At 62.0% G+C, this 17,759-nt stretch carries 24 protein-coding genes and 1 tRNA gene; 17 read left to right on the forward strand and 8 right to left on the reverse strand.

From position 1 onward, the window contains the following. Positions 1 to 8 precede the first annotated feature (8 nt). The 16 genes from RCH11_RS01375 (at position 9) to RCH11_RS01450 (ending at position 14,428) form a co-directional block, all read left to right on the forward strand. Complete coding sequence (locus RCH11_RS01375) at positions 9 to 572, forward strand: hypothetical protein (RefSeq protein WP_327055191.1); 564 nt, start codon at positions 9 to 11, stop codon at positions 570 to 572. A 143-nt stretch (positions 573 to 715) separates the two neighbouring features. Next, entirely contained in the window at positions 716 to 1,024 is a 309-nt protein-coding gene (gene rplU / locus RCH11_RS01380) for a 50S ribosomal protein L21 (protein WP_185200925.1), read from the forward strand. Positions 1,025 to 1,039: 15 nt separating this feature from the next. Next, positions 1,040 to 1,294, forward strand: a complete 255-nt coding sequence (gene rpmA / locus RCH11_RS01385; protein WP_196827501.1) for a 50S ribosomal protein L27 — start codon at positions 1,040 to 1,042, stop codon at positions 1,292 to 1,294. Between the two features lie 130 nt (positions 1,295 to 1,424). After that, entirely contained in the window at positions 1,425 to 2,996 is a 1,572-nt protein-coding gene (gene obgE, locus RCH11_RS01390; protein WP_327055192.1) for a GTPase ObgE, read from the forward strand. Beyond that, complete coding sequence (proB, locus tag RCH11_RS01395; RefSeq protein ID WP_327055193.1) at positions 2,989 to 3,780, forward strand: glutamate 5-kinase; 792 nt, start codon at positions 2,989 to 2,991, stop codon at positions 3,778 to 3,780. The genes obgE and proB overlap by 8 nt, the downstream gene beginning before the upstream one ends. A gap of 134 nt (positions 3,781 to 3,914) precedes the next feature. Continuing rightward, positions 3,915 to 4,160: a hypothetical protein gene (locus tag RCH11_RS01400; protein WP_327055194.1), complete on the forward strand. Its 246-nt coding sequence runs from the start codon at positions 3,915 to 3,917 to the stop codon at positions 4,158 to 4,160. A 152-nt stretch (positions 4,161 to 4,312) separates the two neighbouring features. Continuing rightward, positions 4,313 to 5,578: a glutamate-5-semialdehyde dehydrogenase gene (locus tag RCH11_RS01405; protein WP_327055195.1), complete on the forward strand. Its 1,266-nt coding sequence runs from the start codon at positions 4,313 to 4,315 to the stop codon at positions 5,576 to 5,578. 58 nt (positions 5,579 to 5,636) lie between these two features. Beyond that, on the forward strand, positions 5,637 to 5,837 hold the full coding sequence (locus tag RCH11_RS01410; protein ID WP_327055196.1) for a hypothetical protein: 201 nt from the start codon (positions 5,637 to 5,639) through the stop codon (positions 5,835 to 5,837). Between the two features lie 13 nt (positions 5,838 to 5,850). Continuing rightward, a complete protein-coding gene (nadD, locus tag RCH11_RS01415; protein WP_327055388.1) occupies positions 5,851 to 6,453 on the forward strand; it encodes a nicotinate-nucleotide adenylyltransferase in 603 nt (200 codons plus the stop codon). Next, positions 6,450 to 8,390, forward strand: a complete 1,941-nt coding sequence (locus tag RCH11_RS01420; protein WP_327055197.1) for a hypothetical protein — start codon at positions 6,450 to 6,452, stop codon at positions 8,388 to 8,390. The genes nadD and RCH11_RS01420 overlap by 4 nt, the downstream gene beginning before the upstream one ends. A gap of 45 nt (positions 8,391 to 8,435) precedes the next feature. Then, on the forward strand, positions 8,436 to 8,813 hold the full coding sequence (gene rsfS, locus RCH11_RS01425) for a ribosome silencing factor (protein ID WP_327055198.1): 378 nt from the start codon (positions 8,436 to 8,438) through the stop codon (positions 8,811 to 8,813). A gap of 18 nt (positions 8,814 to 8,831) precedes the next feature. After that, positions 8,832 to 9,815 (forward strand): hypothetical protein, encoded by a 984-nt coding sequence (locus tag RCH11_RS01430; protein ID WP_327055199.1) that lies wholly within the window; start codon positions 8,832 to 8,834, stop codon positions 9,813 to 9,815. 69 nt (positions 9,816 to 9,884) lie between these two features. Next, positions 9,885 to 9,958 (forward strand) — tRNA-Ala (locus tag RCH11_RS01435). Positions 9,959 to 11,205: 1,247 nt separating this feature from the next. Next, positions 11,206 to 11,472, forward strand: a complete 267-nt coding sequence (locus RCH11_RS01440) for a hypothetical protein (RefSeq protein ID WP_327055200.1) — start codon at positions 11,206 to 11,208, stop codon at positions 11,470 to 11,472. 459 nt (positions 11,473 to 11,931) lie between these two features. Then, complete coding sequence (locus RCH11_RS01445; protein WP_327055201.1) at positions 11,932 to 12,702, forward strand: dienelactone hydrolase family protein; 771 nt, start codon at positions 11,932 to 11,934, stop codon at positions 12,700 to 12,702. A gap of 847 nt (positions 12,703 to 13,549) precedes the next feature. Further along, positions 13,550 to 14,428, forward strand: coding sequence for a slipin family protein (locus RCH11_RS01450; RefSeq protein WP_327055202.1), 879 nt, complete (start codon positions 13,550 to 13,552; stop codon positions 14,426 to 14,428). 184 nt (positions 14,429 to 14,612) lie between these two features. Here RCH11_RS01450 and RCH11_RS01455 read toward each other — a convergent pair whose 3' ends face one another. The 7 genes from RCH11_RS01455 to RCH11_RS18115 all read right to left on the reverse strand — a co-directional run bounded on the left by RCH11_RS01455 (position 14,613) and on the right by RCH11_RS18115 (position 17,376). Beyond that, the gene (locus RCH11_RS01455; RefSeq protein ID WP_327055203.1) at positions 14,613 to 15,008 is read right to left on the reverse strand and encodes a hypothetical protein; all 396 of its coding nucleotides are present in this window, start codon (positions 15,006 to 15,008) and stop codon (positions 14,613 to 14,615) included. A gap of 205 nt (positions 15,009 to 15,213) precedes the next feature. Continuing rightward, positions 15,214 to 15,978: an ABC transporter permease gene (locus tag RCH11_RS01460; protein WP_327055204.1), complete on the reverse strand. Its 765-nt coding sequence runs from the start codon at positions 15,976 to 15,978 to the stop codon at positions 15,214 to 15,216. Positions 15,979 to 15,983: 5 nt separating this feature from the next. After that, a complete protein-coding gene (locus RCH11_RS01465) occupies positions 15,984 to 16,433 on the reverse strand; it encodes a hypothetical protein (protein WP_327055205.1) in 450 nt (149 codons plus the stop codon). A 2-nt stretch (positions 16,434 to 16,435) separates the two neighbouring features. Next, the gene (locus tag RCH11_RS18100) at positions 16,436 to 16,693 is read right to left on the reverse strand and encodes an ATP-binding protein DrrA1-3 family domain-containing protein (protein WP_442788981.1); all 258 of its coding nucleotides are present in this window, start codon (positions 16,691 to 16,693) and stop codon (positions 16,436 to 16,438) included. A gap of 22 nt (positions 16,694 to 16,715) precedes the next feature. After that, positions 16,716 to 16,922 carry an AAA family ATPase gene (locus RCH11_RS18105; protein ID WP_442788988.1) on the reverse strand — a complete coding sequence of 69 codons (207 nt, stop codon included), beginning with the start codon at positions 16,920 to 16,922 and terminating at the stop codon, positions 16,716 to 16,718. Positions 16,923 to 16,927: 5 nt separating this feature from the next. After that, positions 16,928 to 17,080 (reverse strand): hypothetical protein, encoded by a 153-nt coding sequence (locus RCH11_RS18110; RefSeq protein ID WP_442788982.1) that lies wholly within the window; start codon positions 17,078 to 17,080, stop codon positions 16,928 to 16,930. Continuing rightward, positions 17,080 to 17,376 carry an ATP-binding cassette domain-containing protein gene (locus tag RCH11_RS18115; protein ID WP_442788983.1) on the reverse strand — a complete coding sequence of 99 codons (297 nt, stop codon included), beginning with the start codon at positions 17,374 to 17,376 and terminating at the stop codon, positions 17,080 to 17,082. Before RCH11_RS18115 ends, RCH11_RS18110 begins: the two co-directional genes overlap by 1 nt. Positions 17,377 to 17,454: 78 nt before the next feature. On the opposite strand from RCH11_RS18115, the gene RCH11_RS01475 reads away from it, so the two are divergent. Next, complete coding sequence (locus RCH11_RS01475) at positions 17,455 to 17,598, forward strand: hypothetical protein (protein ID WP_327055206.1); 144 nt, start codon at positions 17,455 to 17,457, stop codon at positions 17,596 to 17,598. Here the strand turns inward: RCH11_RS01475 and RCH11_RS01480 are convergent. After that, on the reverse strand, positions 17,595 to 17,759 hold the full coding sequence (locus RCH11_RS01480; protein ID WP_327055207.1) for a DUF3761 domain-containing protein: 165 nt from the start codon (positions 17,757 to 17,759) through the stop codon (positions 17,595 to 17,597). The two genes, RCH11_RS01475 and RCH11_RS01480, sit on opposite strands and share 4 nt — an antisense overlap.

Raw genomic sequence — 17,759 nt, forward strand, 5'->3', positions numbered from 1 at the left:
ATTGGCAGATGACCACCCTCGCTCATCGCGTCGTGCGCCAGCGCGGCTTTCTCGTGGCACTGGCTTCCGGGCTCGTTGTGCTCGCCGTCAACCTCGTTCAGAATGTGTTGAATGCCGTGATTGGGCAACTCTCGTTCCTCGGCACCAGTGGGGTGCCTGCGTGGCAATGGTGGGCCGGTTACGCCGCTCAATTCGCCTCCATCGCCGTTCCGCTTACTTTCGGCGTGGTACTCAGCTTCTGGTTCATCGCTCCGATCGGGCCCGACCTGCACATCGCTCACGTGGTCACCCGCGCAGCGCTCGCAGCGGCCGTGGGAAGCGCCCTGGTCTTTCTGGTTAACCTCGTTACCACCGGAATCTCTCTAGTGACAAATGGTCTGATGGGTCAGATCCGACTCACGGCGGATGCGGGGGACCAGTTCCTGCGGGCGCTCGGCTTCTCGGCGGTCATCGCCGGGGGGCAGCTTGTGACCGTCGCGCCGCTCGTGATCCTCGTGGGAGTCTTGCTGCGGATGTGGCTCGAGCGGCATCCGTCCGAGTTCGAGATTGTGGGCATCGTCGACACGGCGTGAACGCGTCCGTCAGGGTTTGACCCCGGCCGCGATCATCGACTATTGTTGATCTTCGGTGTGTGCTGGGCTAAGCCCGCAACCGAATGCACACCAAGACTTCTGCCGAAATCATCGGCAACAGTTCATAGAGTGAGGGTTCCCTAGTGGTTTACGCAGTTGTGCGCGCCGGTGGTCGGCAGGAAAAGATCGAGGTCGGCAGTATTGTCGTTCTCGACCGCATCAAGGCCGACAAAGACGGCAACGTCGAGCTCGTGCCAGTGTTGCTGGTCGACGGCGACACCATCACACATGACGCGTCGGCTCTCGCGAAGGTGAAGGTGACCGCAGAGGTCGTCGGTGACCTTCGTGGGCCAAAGATCGTCATCCAGAAGTTCAAGAACAAGACCGGGTACAAGAAGCGCCAGGGCCACCGCCAGGAACTCACCCGCATCAAGATCACCAGCATCAAGTAGAGGGACCGACTTCTCATGGCACACAAAAAGGGCGCAAGCTCCACCCGTAACGGTCGCGACTCGAACGCGCAGCGCCTTGGCGTAAAGCGCTTCGGCGGCCAGGTAGTCAGCGCTGGCGAGATTATCGTCCGCCAGCGCGGCACGCATTTCCACCCCGGCGTCAACGTCGGCCGTGGTGGCGATGACACCCTGTTCGCTCTCGCTGCTGGTGCGGTCGAGTTCGGTGCAAAAGGTGGCCGCAAGGTCATCAACATCGTGGTCGCGGCCTAGTTTCGGGACGGTCGCGGAGCGGCCAATTCGACCATCGGCTTATTCGACGGTCGGCTCCTCTCATGGTTCGAGCGGGCTTCGGCTCGCTCTTACTTTTTAAGCGGTAATTCACTTCACGAAGGGATGCGTTGTGGCTACCTTCGTTGACCAGGTAACACTCCACCTCAGTGCCGGTGACGGTGGCGACGGCTGCGTCTCGGTGAAGCGGGAGAAATTCAAGCCACTCGCCGGACCCGATGGCGGTAACGGTGGTGATGGTGGCGATATCGTGCTGGTGAGCGAGATGGGTGTCACGACGCTGCTCGGCTTCCACCGCGCCCCCCACCGCAAGTCCGAAAAGGGCGGCCAGGGCATGGGAGACAACCGCAGCGGATCCGACGGCGCGGAGATCGAACTCGCGGTTCCGCTCGGAACCGTCGTCAAGGATGCCGAGGGCAACGAGCTCATCGACTTCACCGAGCCGGGAATGCGCTACGTCGTGGCTCCCGGTGGGCAGGGTGGCCTCGGCAATGCCGCGCTCGCGTCCACCAAGCGCAAGGCTCCGGGTTTCGCCCTTCTCGGCATCCCCGGTTGGGAGGGCGATGTCTTCCTTGAGCTCAAGGTGGTGGCGGATGTCGCGCTGGTCGGGTTTCCCTCGGCAGGCAAGTCCAGCCTCGTCGCTGCGATCTCTGCGGCCAAGCCGAAGATTGCGGACTACCCGTTCACCACGCTGCATCCGAACCTCGGTGTCGTGGAGTCCGGCGACTCCCGCTATACCGTTGCCGACGTGCCCGGCCTCATCGAGGGCGCGAGCGAAGGCAAGGGCCTCGGACTGGAGTTCCTGCGCCATGTCGAGCGCTGCTCCGCATTGCTCCACGTGCTCGACTGCGCCACTCTCGAGCCCGGCCGTGACCCGATCAGCGACCTTGACGTGATCCTCAGTGAACTTGCCGCCTATCCGGTGCCAGAGGGCCAGCTTCCGCTCCTCGACCGCCCCCAGCTCATTTCACTGAACAAAGTCGATGTTCCAGAGGGCCGCGAACTCGCCGACCTCGTGCGCCCCGAACTCGAGGCTCGCGGATACCGTGTCTTCGAGATCTCTGCTGTGAGTCGTGAGGGGCTGCGCGAACTCTCCTTCGCCCTGGGAGAGCTGGTGGATGCGGAACGCGCCAAGAAGGCAGCGGTCCCGGTGAAGCAGCGGATCGTGCTGCGCCCCCGTGCCACCGGCGACGCCGGCTTCACCGTCAAGGTGGAGGGCGGTTCCGGAGGCAATATCTACCGCGTCGTTGGCGGTAAGCCTGAGCGCTGGGTTGCCCAGACCGACTTCAACAATGAAGAGGCCATCGGATTCCTTGCCGACCGCCTCGCGAAGTCTGGTGTCGAGAATGAGCTATTCAAGGCTGGCGCCGTGGCCGGCTCGACCGTGATGATTGGTCCGGTCACGTTCGACTGGGAGCCGACGCTCACGTCGACGGCAGAGCTGTTGACCGCCCCGCGCGGCACCGACCCGCGGCTCGTGCAGAACGATCGACCGACCTCTAAGACGCGTCGCCAGGAATACCTCGACCGCATGGATGGCAAGGCCGAAGCGCGCGCCGAACTCATCCGCGAGCGCGAGGCTGGCATGTGGAACGATGACGAAGGCTTTGCGATCGCTCGAAAGGACGGCGTCGAAACCGAGGATGCTGAGGCCGAGTCGAAGGATTCTCCGGCGGATGTCTAGCCCGGTTCTCTCGCGCAGCGGCATCCCGTCCGCGCACCGCATTGTCGTCAAGGTCGGTTCCTCCTCGATCAGTGGAGCGAACGCCGGCCAGATCGCGCCGCTCGTCGATGCTCTCGCTGCGGCGCATTCGCGAGGCACCGAGGTGATCCTCGTCTCTTCGGGAGCCATCGCCACCGGGATGCCGTATCTCAAGCTGGATGCCCGCCCCACTGACCTCGCAACTCAGCAGGCGGCCGCCGCGGTCGGTCAAAACGTGCTGATCTATCGTTACCAGGACAGCCTCGATCGCTTCCAGATCGTCGCTGCGCAGGTGCTGCTCACCGCCGGGGACCTCGAGAATCCGACCCATCGCGGTAATGCCCAACGCGCCATGGAGCGCCTGCTCGACCTGCGTATCCTGCCAATAGTCAATGAGAACGACACGGTGGCGACCCATGAGATCCGGTTCGGTGACAACGACCGGCTCGCGGCCCTCGTATCCCAGCTGGTGCGGGCCGACCTGCTCGTGTTGCTCTCCGATATCGACTCCCTCTACACGCGTCCGCCGGAAAAGCCGGGCGCTCGCCGCATTGCGGACGTGCCATTTGAGGACGACCTCGCGGGCGTCGAGTTCGGCGATATCGGTTCGGCGGGGGTCGGAACCGGTGGCGCGGGCACGAAGGTGGCTGCAGCGAAGCTTGCGGCGGCATCGGGAACACCGGTGCTGCTCGCGTCGACGCGCGACGTGGCTGCTGCCCTCGTGGGAGCCGAACTCGGCACCTTTTTCGCCGCGGCAACCGTATAACGCCCCTCGAGCGCCCTCTCACGGCAGTGTGCCACTCTGTCAAGCTGGGAACTCTATCGATGAGGGGCATTCCGGCCCGATACGCGGGAACGATACATTCAAGTACGTTCGCTGAATCCTTGAAAGGACCCACCATGGCCAAAAAGACAATCGCACGGGTTGCCTACGATCCGATCAGGGAGGCGCACAACCTCGGTCTCCGCAGCAATCATGCCTACGTTCTTGGCTTCGTATCGATCGGTCTCTCGTTGATGACCTGGCAGGTCTCTCGCCTGAAGAAGAGCGACGACAAGGCGCAGTCCGACCGTTGGGGTATCTTCATTGGTCACTGGGCTGCAACGTTTTTTGCAATTGGACTCGCCCTCAAGAACGAGGAGTGAGGGCCGCGCGCCGATCGGCGACGGAGACGTCACGGCGGCATCGCCTGTTTCCGAGACGCGATTCGATCCGTAGTTGTCCTTACGAGTAGCCAGCGAGTCCATCCGAAACGTGACTCGTGAGGCTCCGATAGGTGCGCAACTAAACTTGCGTCATGCCTGAAACAGTCGTCGCACGCTCCCTCACCGAGAAACTGGATGCGGCACGCGTGGCATCACGACTGCTCGCCACCGCGAACACGGCTCTCAAGAACCGCGGACTGCACGCGATCGCTGTGGCTATCGTCGCGCACGCCCAGCGGATCATTCCAGCCAATGACCTCGACCTCGCCAACGGTCGCGGTAATGGGCTGAGCGCCGGGATGCAAGACCGTCTTCGCCTGGACGAGACGCGTCTCGGTGTGCTGGCCGACGCGGTCCGACTGGTCGCCACCCTCGTCGACCCGGTCGGCCAAAACGTGCGTGGCCAGACCTTACCCAACGGCCTTCGACTCAGCGAGGTGCGAGTGCCATTCGGCGTCGTCGGGGTGATCTATGAGGCGCGGCCCAACGTGACAGTCGACCTCGCGAGTCTTGCGCTCAAAAGCGGCAACGCAGTCGTATTACGTGGGGGGAGTGCCGCCGAAAACACGAATCGGGCGCTCGTTGCGGTCATCCGGGATGCGCTTTCAAGCGTCGGACTGCCGGCCGATGCCGTCCAAACGATCGACGAATTCGGTCGTGACGGTGCGCGGCAGCTCATGCAGGCGCGCGGACAGGTGGATGTGCTCATTCCGCGGGGCAGCGCAGACCTCATCAGCACTGTCGTTGCGGAGTCGACGGTCCCCGTGATCGAGACCGGCGCCGGTATCGTGCACGTGTTCCTCGACGAGTCGGCGGATGAGGCGTGGGCGATCGACATCGTGCACAACTCCAAGGTGCAGCGCCCGAGCGTGTGCAACGCCCTGGAAACGCTGCTCGTGCACGAGGCTGCGGCGGAACGGCTGTTGCCCTCCGTGCTCGGTGCACTCCGGGCATCCGGAGTCACTATCCATGCGGATGAGCGCACGCGCGCGATCTTCGCGGATGCGGTCGCGGCGACCGAGGAGGACTGGCGAACCGAATATATGTCGCTCGACCTCGCGGTTAAAATCGTCGGCTCGCTCGACGAGGCGATCGGTCACATCCGTCGCTACTCGACGCACCATACTGAGTCGATCATCACCAATGACCTCGCCAACACCGAACGTTTTCTCGCCGAGGTGGACTCGGCCGTAGTCATGGTGAATTCATCGACGAGATTCACCGATGGCGGAGAGTTCGGCTTCGGTGCAGAGGTGGGGATCTCCACCCAGAAGCTGCACGCGCGTGGCCCGATGGGGCTCAGCGAACTCACAAGTACCAAATGGATGGTGCGTGGCGCGGGCCAGGTCAGGGAATAGGCATCTACGGGCCGGTAGGCTGGCCTTCGCGGAAATAACGCACAAACATGATTGGTGGATGTCAGTGCTAAGCACAATTGTTCTGGCGGCTGAAGAGGCGAAGATCGCCCTGTTCTTCCCGTCCTGGGTCTTCCCGATCATCGCAGCTGTCGTCTTCGTCGCTCTCGGTTTCGTCGTCTGGAGCTTCCGCGATGTTGCCAACCGTCACAGCCAGAAGACCGGCGGCTCGTCGGCAAGTGGGCACGCGACCAATCACTAGCGCCGACGACGTGATGGTGGAAAGCGTGGCAAGGCGCCCGAAAATCGGGGTGATGGGGGGCACGTTCGACCCCATTCACCACGGGCACCTCGTTGCGGCGAGCGAGGTCGCACAATCATTCGGACTCGACGAGGTGGTGTTCGTGCCAACGGGTATTCCCTATCAAAAGACAGCAGCTGCTTCACAAGAGAATCGCTACCTGATGACCGTGATCGCGACCGCGGCCAATCCTAACTTCACGGTGAGCCGTGTGGACATCGACCGCCAGGGACCCACCTACACGATCGACACGCTGCGCGACCTGCACGCGGAGAGGCCGGATGCCGAGCTCTACTTCATCTCCGGTGCGGATGCAATCACACAGATTCTCGACTGGAAAGACGTGGCCGAGCTGTGGTCGCTCGCTCACTTCGTCGCAGTGACACGACCGGGCCACTCGCTTACTATTTCCGGTTTACCCGAGTCCGACGTAAGCTTGCTAGAAGTGCCCGCGCTCGCAATCTCCTCCACCGATTGTCGCAGCCGGGTAAGCCGGGGATACCCGGTGTGGTACTTGGTCCCCGACGGTGTCGTTCAGTACATCTCCAAACACCACTTGTATCGGAGTCTGACATGACAGCATGGCACGACGAGCCGCCCGTGAGTCGGCGGCAAGTTCGGCAAACCGAACGCGACGAGGATGTCGCCGTTCCATCGACCCCTGAACAGAACGCGCCAGAAGACACCACTTTCACTGGCATCGCCCGCCAGGGCTGGGAAGCTGAGGCACGTCGCGTTACTTCGAGCCAGGAAGCGCCGGAGAACCGTCCCGAAGGGGCCACTGGCCGGGGACGCCGCGTTCAGCAGCCTGCGAGCAACGAGCGCGGAGTCGAGACCGAGCCAGAATCGCTCGCTCACATCACGCAGGCCCGGCCGCAGGTGCCGAGCTATGACGGTGCTTCGTTCCGTGGTCACGCGATCACCGGTGCTCCTGGAGACTCGGATCTGCCGAAGCCGGCCGAGCCTGCGAAAAACCAGCCAGACTTCCGCACCCGCGATTTCAGCCCCTCGGAGACCGACAGATCCGCATTCCGTCCGGTGGGCCCGCCGCTCAACTGGGCACCTCCCGTTGTCGTCTCGCTCCCTCAGCCAATCACCGCCCCGGCGCTAGAGGTTGCGCCGCAGGCGCTCTCGGATGAGGCGTCTGCGCCCGCACCGCTTCTCACCCGTCGACAGATGCGTGAACTCGGTATCGGCGGGTTCGTCACGACCCCGAGCGAGAATGACGAAGCCGAGCAAGCGGCCTCAGCATTCGCCCCGGCACAGCCCCAGGCCGCTCCTGTGGAGGAGGCACCGGTCGAAGAAGTGCCCGTCGAGGATGCGCCCGTCGAGGAAGCGCCGGTCGAGGAAGTGCCGGTCGAGGAAGTGCCGGTCGAGGAAGCGCCTGCCGTCGTGCGCCCACGCTTCCGCGATCGCGCCAGTCGCGCCACGGTGGATCCGGACCTTGAGCGCGAGGAATCGCGCGCCGTGCAGGAGGAGACTCAGGCGCCTCAGGCGCCCAACCCGGGCCCACAACCCGTCACCGAGCGACCGACGCTAAGCGAACCGCCGAAGCCTATCGAGCCGCCAACGCTCATCGAACCACCGGTGCGCGCGACATTCACCGGCGCGATTGCCACGGGAATCCCGGACGCTCCGAGATCCACTGCACCGGCTCGCCCGGTACCGGTGTCGGAAGCTGCCCAGGCCGACATCACCGAGATCGTTGACGTGTCGGCACCTCCCGCCGCTGTATCGGCACCGGTCGAGTCGTCACTGATCGAATTCGTCAGCACTCCGGTACTTGCGGTCGACTCGGTCGAGGAGCGCGACGTTGTCGTTGCCGAACTCCAATCGCACCCCGCAAAGGCGTCGGCCTTCGAGGACCTGCTGTTTCCGAGCGGCGATCCCATCGAGACGACGGTCGAACCGGAACGCGCCGATGCCAGGCCGACGACATTCGATGCCTTCCTCGGCGCACCAGACGCTCCCGCAGCCAACACCGCAGATTCGGCCACTGCTGCCGCCGCCGCCGAAGGCGTTTACGTGCCGCCCATCGGCCATTGGTCCACCCAGGCGCTCATCGACGACGACGAGCAGGTGCAGGAAAACAGCTTCGCCCGCGATGTCGGGGCCACAAGCGGCGCGATCACCACGAGTGCTCTCGTTCTTCCGTCTATGCCGACCGGGGAGAACATCATGGGTCCGCTCAGCGGTACCGGTGAGATCCTCATCACTGGCTCGATCAACCTGCCGAGCAGCATGGGATCGACGGGCGTTCATCCCGCTCGCTACGACCACTCCGACGTCGACGCGTTGCTCGAGGCGGACGACCGCGAGGACGCTGACCCCGAGTCGGCACCGGTGCGTGCGATTCGTGCCGTCAGCACCAACACTGCCTCCGGCGACGTCATCAACTCGATGAAGCCACGCAAGGCGAGTCGCCTTCCGCTCATTCTCATCGTCTCCGCCGCGGTTATGGCCGTCGGCGTGGTCGTGCTTCTCGTCGCAGGGTTGATCTTCAAGATCTTCTAACACTGTGACCTCTTCGTTTTTTGTATCCCCACCCCAAAGGAACCTGTGACTGCGACCGAGCATGCCCGCGAACTCCTCCAGATCGCTGCGGCCGCCGCGGACTCCAAGCAAGCCGAGGATCTCGTCGCGCTCGATGTCTCCGGGCCGCTTCCGCTCACCGATATCTTTCTTCTCGCCACCGGACGCAACGAGCGAAACGTCGTCGCAATCGCCAGTGAGATCGAAGATAGGTTGATCGAGCACGGTTCGAAGCCGCTCCGCCGCGAAGGACGCGCCGAAGGCCGATGGATACTTCTTGACTTCGGAGACCTCGTCGTGCACGTCTTCCACGAGGAAGACCGCATGTACTACTCGCTCGAGCGACTCTGGAAGGACTGTCCGGTAGTCCCGATCGATCTTCCGGTGCGCGAGTCCGCCGAATAGCCACAGTTCGATATTCGGATGTCCGCCCTCGCGCTGCCATCCTGGAGCGCATTGCGGGGAGATGCCCGGCGGGTGCTCGAGATGATCGATGCCTGGTCAGGGTCATCTGCCCTCGCGGCAGTGGTCGCCGTCTTCGGTCAGTCGTTGTCCGGGCAGGATGGCGAAGATCGGCTGAAGTGGCTGGATGATTTCGCCGCGGCCCGCTGGGATTTTCGCCAGGGCGGGGAGCGTGATTCGATCACTCGAGTGGACCTGACATCAATCCAAATCGATGTCGTGTTTGAGCGGGCCAAGGATCTCGGGCTGGCGGGCCGGGAGACGCCCACCGGGGGCCGCTACGACACGGTGATGATGACCGGCGGGATGGTCCGTGCCGGCATCGTGAAACCACGGTTTGTGGCCGAACTGCTGGAAGGGGGACTCGAGTGCAACCACATCCTGTTCCTCGGCGGATTCCGCCCCTTCTCGGAGGAGGAGGTGAGCCTCGCCCAGGCGCTCGGAGTGCTCGCCGACGATGAATTCGGCGCGATGCTGTTCGGCCTGGAACAGACATTCGGCCCGCTCGGTGAACCGGAAGTCTTCGACGGGGCGGGTGACACGCCACAATCATCGTGGCGACAGCTCAGTTGGTATCGGGAGAAACTGCCACAGGTGAGCGTGCTGGCGGCGCCCTCATCGGATCCATTTCATCGTCGTGCGAATTCTGCTGATACCTATCGATTTTGGGCCGGAGAGCGCCGCACTTCGGCCGAACGGTCCGTGCTACAGGTGACGACGCCGATCTACGTGCCGTACCAGTCGGCTGTGGCGGTGAGCATCCTGGGGTTCGATCACGGGCTGGCCGTCGAGACCGTGGGAACGAGCGCGACAGCGGGAGACCTCGGGGAGTCCAGCCAGCCGTTTCTTGCGAAGCACCACCTGCAGGAGCTGCGGGCCGCCATCGGCGCCATGCTCGCCCTCCGCTGCCGCCTCGCCCAGGGAGCGCTTTCGATCGAAGGCTGACGACGGAGCTCTCGGATCTGTAGTAATCTGACCTAGTTGCCTTCTCGGAAATTCTAGGGGAGTCAGCATGGGTCCATGGCGCAGCCCGGTAGCGCACCTGCATGGCATGCAGGGGGTCAGGGGTTCGAATCCCCTTGGATCCACAGAAAGTCCTGTTCAGACGGCCATTCCGAAACCTCAATCAGAGGATTTGGGATGGCCGTTCGACATTTATTCGACAGTTCTCGGCACCGTACTCGAGATTTTGTGATTCCGCCGGCGCACCTTCGAGCACGAACGACGAAACCGTTTGTCCCACCGACTTTGAGTCGAATCTGTCCCTGTCTGAGCTGGCGGCTCGGCTCGGCGTAAGCGCCCAAACCAACTACGACCTGCGAAGTCATGGCCGCGGCCCGCATGGTTTCCGTATCGGCCGCTAGCTGAAGTTCCCGGCGTCGGAAGTCGACGCGTGGCTGCGGCGCCTCGAAGAGGATGACGTGCGACGACCGGAGGGAAGCGGACGGTGAATGCCGGGCGCCCGCTCACGGTCATCGGGGCCTTCCCGGTCGGCCGCCCAGGCGCGTCTCAAGGAGCGCCTGCTCAACCGGGGTACGGCAGCCGGGGCATGCTCGCGCTGACGAGCTCGTTTTGCGACCTTCTCGCGCTCTGGCTTGCTGACCTGGAGAGGCAGGACCTCGTCGAGGGCACAAAGGTGAGATACCGTGACAACCTCCGCCTGGACATCATGCCGGCGTTCGAGCACTTCACGCTGGGAGAGATCACGACCGGACGAGTTGAGTGGTTCCTCAAGTCCGAAGCTGTGTCATGTTCGCGGGCGAAGCGTTCCCGGACCTTGCTGAATCTGCTGTTCGGCTTCGCTCTGCGGTACGACGCGATCCCGCGGAATCCGGTCGACGGGACCTCTCCGTTGGAGAAGCCGAAGGGCTCGCCGCAGGCGCTGATGCTGGAGCAGATCCCCGCCTTCCGGCGGCGGCTGCGAGCTGGCGCACGGGCGAGGACGTCAGGGCACAAGGCCCGACGGCCGGGTCAGCGCCATCATCGAGGTACTCCTGGGAACCACACTGCGCATCGGCGAGGTGCTCGCCCGGCGTCCGTGCGACACCGTGGATGTGCAGAAAGGGATGGTCATCGCGGTGCGTGGGACGGTGGCGTTGCGCACCAGGCACGGTGCTGTCCGGCAGAATCATCCCAAGACCGAGCATTCGGTCTGTCGAATCGCCGTACCCGAGTTCGCCGCGGCCGTCCTCCGTGCCCGCCTGGCGATGGTCGGTTCGGACGACGCGGAGCGGACGATCTTTGCGAACCGCGACGGTGGCCCGTTCAGTCCTACAACGTGCGCCGCGCCTTCCGGGCCTTCCTGTATCTAGCCGGACTTGAGGGTCGAGCAATCATGTTGCGCTGGTACCGGCGCACCGGGGCAACTGTCATCGCTCGCGGGGCTGGCGCCGCCGCCGGCGTGGGTTTCTTCGGCCACGGCTCGACCGCGATCACCGAAAGTTACTACATCGAACCCGACCGCACCGTCGACCCAGACGATGCGCTGCTCAGACACGAAATGACCGCAGAAGAGGAGGAAGCACTGGCGGAATTCGACGAGTCCAATGACGACCAAACCGAGCGTCATGCGCGAAAACTTAAAATTCCAGAGCAGGCCTAACCGACGCCTCAGATTTCAACGACCCCATCCCAGGTCAGCTCCGACAGGCGGTACGGTGCGTACTGGAGACGAAGTCGGTTTCCACATACCCGGGCCGTATCCTCGCGAAACAATGGCGTTTTTCAGCGTGCAGCCGCGTCGCCTTGGTGGTGAAATTTGTGCCGAGGGTGCTCTTGTGTTGTTCGGCCAGACGCTGTTCGAGACCGATTGAGACTCCGGTGGCATTCTCTCAGCTGTCTTTGGGTAAGGCGAGATCAGGCAACATTTGGAACACATAGTTGTCAGACACAGCCGGGCCTGGCCGACTTTGCATTTGTGGGGGAGTGGTTGAGTATCGTTGTGTCTCACCACACCGCCTTGCAGCTTTGCCTTCGCGAACAAATCTTGGCGTCCGTCAAGCGTTCAGTCCGGGCGAGTTTGGATGGAGTACCATCACAAAACGTGACTAACGAATCCTCTTTGACTTCCGCCCTTCAAGAGCTTCTCGACTCGGTACCAGAGTCCGACTCTCCGGTCAGCACCAACACTTTCCGCTACGACGCTGGCGATACCGAACTCGAAGGCTTCTTCGCCGCCCCCGCCGAGTCAGACGAAAAACGTCCCGGCGTGCTCGTTCTGCACGACTGGTTCGGCCTTGTGGACCACGCGAAGGTGCGCGCGCAAATGCTGGCCCGCCTCGGCTATGTTGCCCTCGCCGGCGACGTGTACGGTGCTGATACCCGCCCGGCCTCCAACGACGAAGCTGCTGCCTTGGCTGGCAAGTACTACGGTGACGTCGACCTGTTCCGCGCACGGGTTCTCGCGAATCTTGAAGCGCTCCGTGCCCACCCCGGGGTTGACCCCTCCCGGATCGCCGTCATGGGTTATTGCTTTGGTGGTTCCGGGGCGCTGGAGGCTGCCCGTGCGGGAGCTGACGTGAAGGGGGTCGTCGCGTTCCACGGCGGCCTGGGGACGAGCAAGCCGGCTGAGCCTGGCAGTGTCACCGCTTCCGTCCTCGTGTTGACGGGAGCAGAAGACCCCGTCGTTCCAAGCCAGGCTGTCGACACGTTCGAGGACGAGCTGCGAAACGCCGGCGTCGCGGACTGGCAGGTCGTCAACTACAGCGGCGCCATGCATGCCTTCGCTGTGCCGGACACCAACTTTCCCGAGATGGGTGCCCAGTTCCAGGAGACCGCCAACCGCCGCTCCTGGCAGGCCATGGAAAACTTCTTCGAAGAGATCTTCGCCTAAACCAGCAAGATAACGACGTGCACTCTCCGATGAAAGTTGGACGGTGCACGCTTTGCACCGCCTGGTGTCAGCCTCAGTCGGTACGGGCTACCAGCTCAAGAAGAGCTTTTCGCTGCCCGCGGCCAACGCCGTCAGGAAGGAACGTCCGACCGCGCGGGCGTAAACGTGAAGGGCAGACAGGACAAGCTCCTGGCCCCGAGGTATGAGAGCGATCTCAACCACGTGACCGGGACCTTCGGTGTCTCGGGTGATCTGTCTCCTCCTCTCCATTCGCGACAGCTGATGGGAAAGCCGTGATGCAGACCATTCCAAACTTGCGGACAGTCGCGCGACACGGACCTCGGTCGTCGCGGGGGAGTGTCCGTAGGCGTCCGGCTGAACCCGCCGTCCGCTTACGGGCGGTCGAATCGGTCGAAAAGTGCTCTTGGGAGTGCTTTCGCGAGGGCTCGAAATCGCGTCCGGTGGTCGTCCCATCAATGGGTCAACCAAAGCGTCAGCGCTCCCGATCGATTGCGCAGTTGAGTGTGGCCACCCGTGCACGGCGTGCGATTTGGAGGGCATACGTGCCCACCTTCAAGGAGTTCCAATGCGGCCCCGATAGGACCAAAGACCCTGTGACACCTGCGCGTAGTCGCTTAGCTTTACGTGTTGCTCCAGCCCACGGCAGCCGCCTATTCCCGAACCACCCAGGAGCACCGATGAAATCCGCCACCACGCCCCTAAGCCACGGAGCCCCGCCCGTCCGGACCGTAGAGGCGACCGCATCGGGTGACCTGCCGGTCACCCAGCCGATCGATATCAGCGGGCTCTGTACCGTTCCGGCGGTCCCTGAGGCGGCCCGGGAATCATGAGCGCGCTCCTCGTCATCGTCATAGTGGTGGTGGTGGTCGCCCTCATCGTGGCGCCGCTGGCTTTACGTATCGTGACCCAGTACGAGATGGGTGTGCAGTTGAGGTTCGGCCGGTTTATCGGAACGAAGAAACCGGGTCTTGCGGTCATCATTCCATTCGCAGATCGCCTGATTAAGGTCACGATGCGGATCATCACTATGCCGATCCAGTCGCAGGGCATCATCACGAAGGACAACGTCAGCGTCAATATCTCCGCAGTCGCCTACTTCCGGGTCGTCGACGCGGTCAAGTCAGTGGTTGCGATCGAAAACGTGTACTCAGCGATCGACCAGATCGCACAAACTACCCTCCGCAAAGTTGTAGGCAAGCACACCCTGGACGAGATCCTCGCCGAAACCGACGTCATCAACGCCGATATTCGTAAGATCCTGGATGTCACCACTATCGACTGGGGGGTAGAAGTCACCCTGGTTGAGCTGAAGGACATCCAACTCCCGGAAACCATGAAACGGGCGATGGCCAAACAGGCCGAAGCCGAGCGGGAAAAACGGGCGAAGATCATCGCAGCGGAGGGCGAGTCTCTTGCCGCTGCCGCGCTCGGGGATGCCTCCGACACGATGATGGCACACCCCCTCGCTCTCCAGTTGCGCAACCTACAAACCCTGATCGAGTTAGGTGTCGATAAGAACACCACTGTTGTCTTCCCCGCCCCGCTGATGTCCACCATCAGCGAGTTGGGCGCGTTCCTCGCCCGGGAAACCAACACAGCAGCCGAAATCGCCGCAAAGGTCGCGCCGCCACCCCCGCCACACGAGAAACAGATACCACCCGAGAAACAGATACCACCCGAGACTGGAGTGGTCCCCGAAAGGTGAACACGATAGTCGAACTCTAGGCAATTGCGATCGGCACGGCTGTCACGCTAGCAGCACCCCGAGAGGACCACAGCTTCGCGCAGCCGTGCCGTGCGCGGTCGATACAGCCCAGAAGATAATCAGCGTAATGTCCTACAGGAGACAGGGTGGCGAGATTCTCAATGGATAAGGATGATTTCGATCCTTACTCCAGTGAATCGATTAACTGCGCTTGATCAAGGTCGAGCTTCCGTCGAATTTCCTCGGCGATAGTTCTGACAGTTGTCAGTGGTGGTAGGTGTTTTTCTGCATCCTTGGTGAAGAATCCCAGCGGCTGGTCCGGAAAGAAACTACTCGTAACGACCACGGCGGGGATAAAATACCCGTTTCCATTGTCGAGAAGTTCCGCTTCCACGCGTGACACTTTCTCTATGCGCACATAGCAATAAGGAGATGAACCTCCACGGTAGAGGACGATGTCAGCGCCATCGGTGGCGAGCGTTGCGAAGAATCCGTTGAAGGCGAGTACCCAGTAGACGGGTAACCCAACACCCTTCATCGTTGCCGAAGTTGGCATGGGTACGGTGACGCTGTAAGCCATCTCCGTCGGGTGGAGCGCTTTCACTGCTCGCAAGCGGGAACCTGCGCGAGGCGAATACCAACACATATTTTGATTCTCCGGCACGACCGGGACGCTCATCATCAGATAGCCAAGAAAGAAACTGATCAGCCGCGAGACACTAGGAGATAGTCCCGCGCATGGCAGCGCCTGTCCATCAGGCAGGCAGGTAGACAGGCAGTTCAGGTCAGCGTTGCCGGGCGAAGACCGTCTTCAGTGACACTTTTTTTGAGTACTCGATCGATCCGTAGCGGAATAGTTGGACCGCTATGCGGAGGACGATGATCCCGAGGCCGAAGAGTTCGACGATGACGATGGTTGATTCCAGTGGGCTGAGGGACCCGAACCCGTTGCGGAGCATCGCCGTGACCGGGGCTGAGTAGGGGAAGTAGGTGAACAGTTTCACGATGAAGAAGTGCGGGTCGGAGACGACGAGGGTGACGGCGTAGAACGGGACGAAGATCAGGGCCATCATGATGCCGAAGATCTGGCCAGCCTCTTTCGCTGTCGGCATGATCGCCCCAACGGCCACAAGGGTGCCGGTGAACAGGGTGAAGCCCCCAATGAGAAGCAGCGCACCGACGATCATCTGTCCCGGGTTAATGTTCAGGGAAGCCAGGTCCAACGAGGGCAGGTTCAGCTGGGTGCGGAAGAACAGGTATCCAATGATCACGGGCACGGCGAAGGTCAGCATTTGTACGACGCCGATGATAAAGAGGGCGATCACCTTCCCGACAATCAAGGTGGTCGGGTTCAAGGTGGTAAGGATCATTTCCGTGACCCTGTTCTCCTTTTCCTCCAAGGTGGAGTTCAGCATCTGGTTTCCCAGCAACAAGATCACCAGGTAGAAGACGACGAGGAACAACAGGGGAGGGATGACCCCGCCGATGTCTCCGGATATTTTTCCGTTCTTATAGGTGGTTGCATCGACCGGGAGCCTGCCTTGAACCAAGGTGGTCAGGGTCGGGTCCCCAATCTTCCCCTGGGCGCTGGCGACCAACAGTTGGGTGGCGAGAGCGGAGTACTTCCCATTTTGAAAATCCCTTCGTCGGTGCCATAAACCTTGGTGTGTTGTTTGGTCGGGTCAGTCGAATAGACGAAGTACGCATCGAGGGTTCCGGCCTTCACCGCAGCAATCGCCGCCGCCTGATCGCTCGCCACCGTCCCACCGAAGCCAGATGCGATCGACGGGTTCACCAACCCGGACATATCACTGTAGGTGAAGGTCAGTTTCGCGTCCTTCTGCGCGGTGACGCTGTTATCGGTGGACGTATTGGACAACACCACCAGCACGATAACGATCGCCCCAATGATGGGGACGATCAGGGTCGAGATCCAAAACCTGCGCTTGGTGAGAGTACGGACAACTTCGAAGCTGATGACGGTGCTGAGGTTGTGTTGGACCATGATCAGACTCCCACCAGTTCGTTCTCGTCGCCGTAGACCTGAACGAAAATGTCATCCAGGCTGAGTTTGCTGGTGGCGAAGTTGCGAACCAACACCCCGGCGTCGACCAAATCCTTCAGAATCACTGCTTCGTCGGCGTTGTCGGCAACGGTCAGTTCGGCGTAGTTCCGCTCCTGAGTGGTGATGTCGTAGTGCGGGGAAGTAGGGATAGTTCCGCTGTAGGTCATCCGGATCATCGTCCCGCCGTACTTGTTTTGCACCTCAGGGATCGTCCCATACGCTTCAGCCCGACCGTCTTTCAGCCCGACCGTCTTTGAGCAGGATCACCCGGTCGCAGAGGCGTTCGACTTCTTCCATCTGATGGGTGACCATCAGCACGGTGGCGCCGTGCTTTTTCTGGTCGTCGATGATTTCCATCAGTAACCGTCGATTTACCGGGTCGAACCCCTTCGTCGGCTCATCCAAAATCAACAACTCCGGGTTGTTCATGATCGTCACCCCAGTTGGATCTTCTGCTGCTCCCCACCAGAAAGTTTGTCGAGGCGGAGCTTCGCCTTGCTGCCCAACGCCACCGGGTCCAAAAAGTCCAACGACCAGGCTGTGGCGTCTCGTTTGCCGAGGCCCTTCAGCCGGCCGAAGTAGGTCATCACGTCGATGACGGACTCTTTCTTGTACAGTCCGCGTTCTTCGGGCAGGTAGCCAAGGCGATCACCGTTTTCGGGGGAGAACGGTCTCCCACCGATGTGGAGGGTCCCAGCGGGGGAATGTAAATCCCGAGCAACGCCCGGATCGTGGTTGTCTTCCCCGATCCGTTCGAACCCAGGAAGCCGAACGTTTCCCCCTGGTGGATGTCGAAGGACAGATCCCGGATAACGGTCGTGGCACCGAAATCCTTTCGGAAACTATCGATGTGGACGAGGGGTTCCGAGTGGGTGCGATCCATGTACCCAACTCACCGACCTGACCATCTCTCAGACCGCGACAACAAAGCTCATTAGTCCGAGAACAACCCTCCTCTTGCTTGATCGAGCAGGTTGGACAACGCGCCGCCGTTGAAGCCGAGCTAAACGAAGAGCCGATGCGGGCCGAGCTGGCGGAAATGAATCGGAAAATCGATCACCTCACCGGGCTGCTGGAAAACTTGAGCAACCCGACCGGACGTTAGGTGTAAAAGACGGTCACCCCGCCATGCTGGGAGCATGCCCCTTGATGGTGGGTGGCGAATGAGTAGGTGCCGTCGTTGCACATCGCGGTCGCACCACCCGGGACCGCAGGCGCAGCAGGCGCTGCAGGCGCCGGTGCGGGAGCAGAAGTTGGGGCGGGCAT

Source organism: Glaciihabitans sp. GrIS 2.15 (assembly GCF_035984695.1).
Lineage (GTDB): Bacteria > Actinomycetota > Actinomycetes > Actinomycetales > Microbacteriaceae > Lacisediminihabitans.

Coding starts and splice junctions, on each gene's coding strand:
- RCH11_RS01375 (WP_327055191.1), top strand. CDS start 9: ATGACCACCCTCGCTCATCGCGTCGTGCGCCAGCGCGGCTTTCTCGTG.
- rpmA (WP_196827501.1), top strand. CDS start 1,040: ATGGCACACAAAAAGGGCGCAAGCTCCACCCGTAACGGTCGCGACTCG.
- proB (WP_327055193.1), top strand. CDS start 2,989: ATGTCTAGCCCGGTTCTCTCGCGCAGCGGCATCCCGTCCGCGCACCGC.
- RCH11_RS01400 (WP_327055194.1), top strand. CDS start 3,915: ATGGCCAAAAAGACAATCGCACGGGTTGCCTACGATCCGATCAGGGAG.
- RCH11_RS01405 (WP_327055195.1), top strand. CDS start 4,313: ATGCCTGAAACAGTCGTCGCACGCTCCCTCACCGAGAAACTGGATGCG.
- RCH11_RS01410 (WP_327055196.1), top strand. CDS start 5,637: ATGTCAGTGCTAAGCACAATTGTTCTGGCGGCTGAAGAGGCGAAGATC.
- nadD (WP_327055388.1), top strand. CDS start 5,851: ATGGTGGAAAGCGTGGCAAGGCGCCCGAAAATCGGGGTGATGGGGGGC.
- RCH11_RS01420 (WP_327055197.1), top strand. CDS start 6,450: ATGACAGCATGGCACGACGAGCCGCCCGTGAGTCGGCGGCAAGTTCGG.
- RCH11_RS01430 (WP_327055199.1), top strand. CDS start 8,832: ATGTCCGCCCTCGCGCTGCCATCCTGGAGCGCATTGCGGGGAGATGCC.
- RCH11_RS01440 (WP_327055200.1), top strand. CDS start 11,206: ATGTTGCGCTGGTACCGGCGCACCGGGGCAACTGTCATCGCTCGCGGG.
- RCH11_RS01450 (WP_327055202.1), top strand. CDS start 13,550: ATGAGCGCGCTCCTCGTCATCGTCATAGTGGTGGTGGTGGTCGCCCTC.
- RCH11_RS01455 (WP_327055203.1), bottom strand. CDS start 15,008: ATGGCTTACAGCGTCACCGTACCCATGCCAACTTCGGCAACGATGAAG.
- RCH11_RS01465 (WP_327055205.1), bottom strand. CDS start 16,433: ATGGTCCAACACAACCTCAGCACCGTCATCAGCTTCGAAGTTGTCCGT.
- RCH11_RS18105 (WP_442788988.1), bottom strand. CDS start 16,922: ATGAACAACCCGGAGTTGTTGATTTTGGATGAGCCGACGAAGGGGTTC.
- RCH11_RS18110 (WP_442788982.1), bottom strand. CDS start 17,080: ATGACCTACTTCGGCCGGCTGAAGGGCCTCGGCAAACGAGACGCCACA.
- RCH11_RS18115 (WP_442788983.1), bottom strand. CDS start 17,376: ATGGATCGCACCCACTCGGAACCCCTCGTCCACATCGATAGTTTCCGA.
- RCH11_RS01480 (WP_327055207.1), bottom strand. CDS start 17,759: ATGCCCGCCCCAACTTCTGCTCCCGCACCGGCGCCTGCAGCGCCTGCT.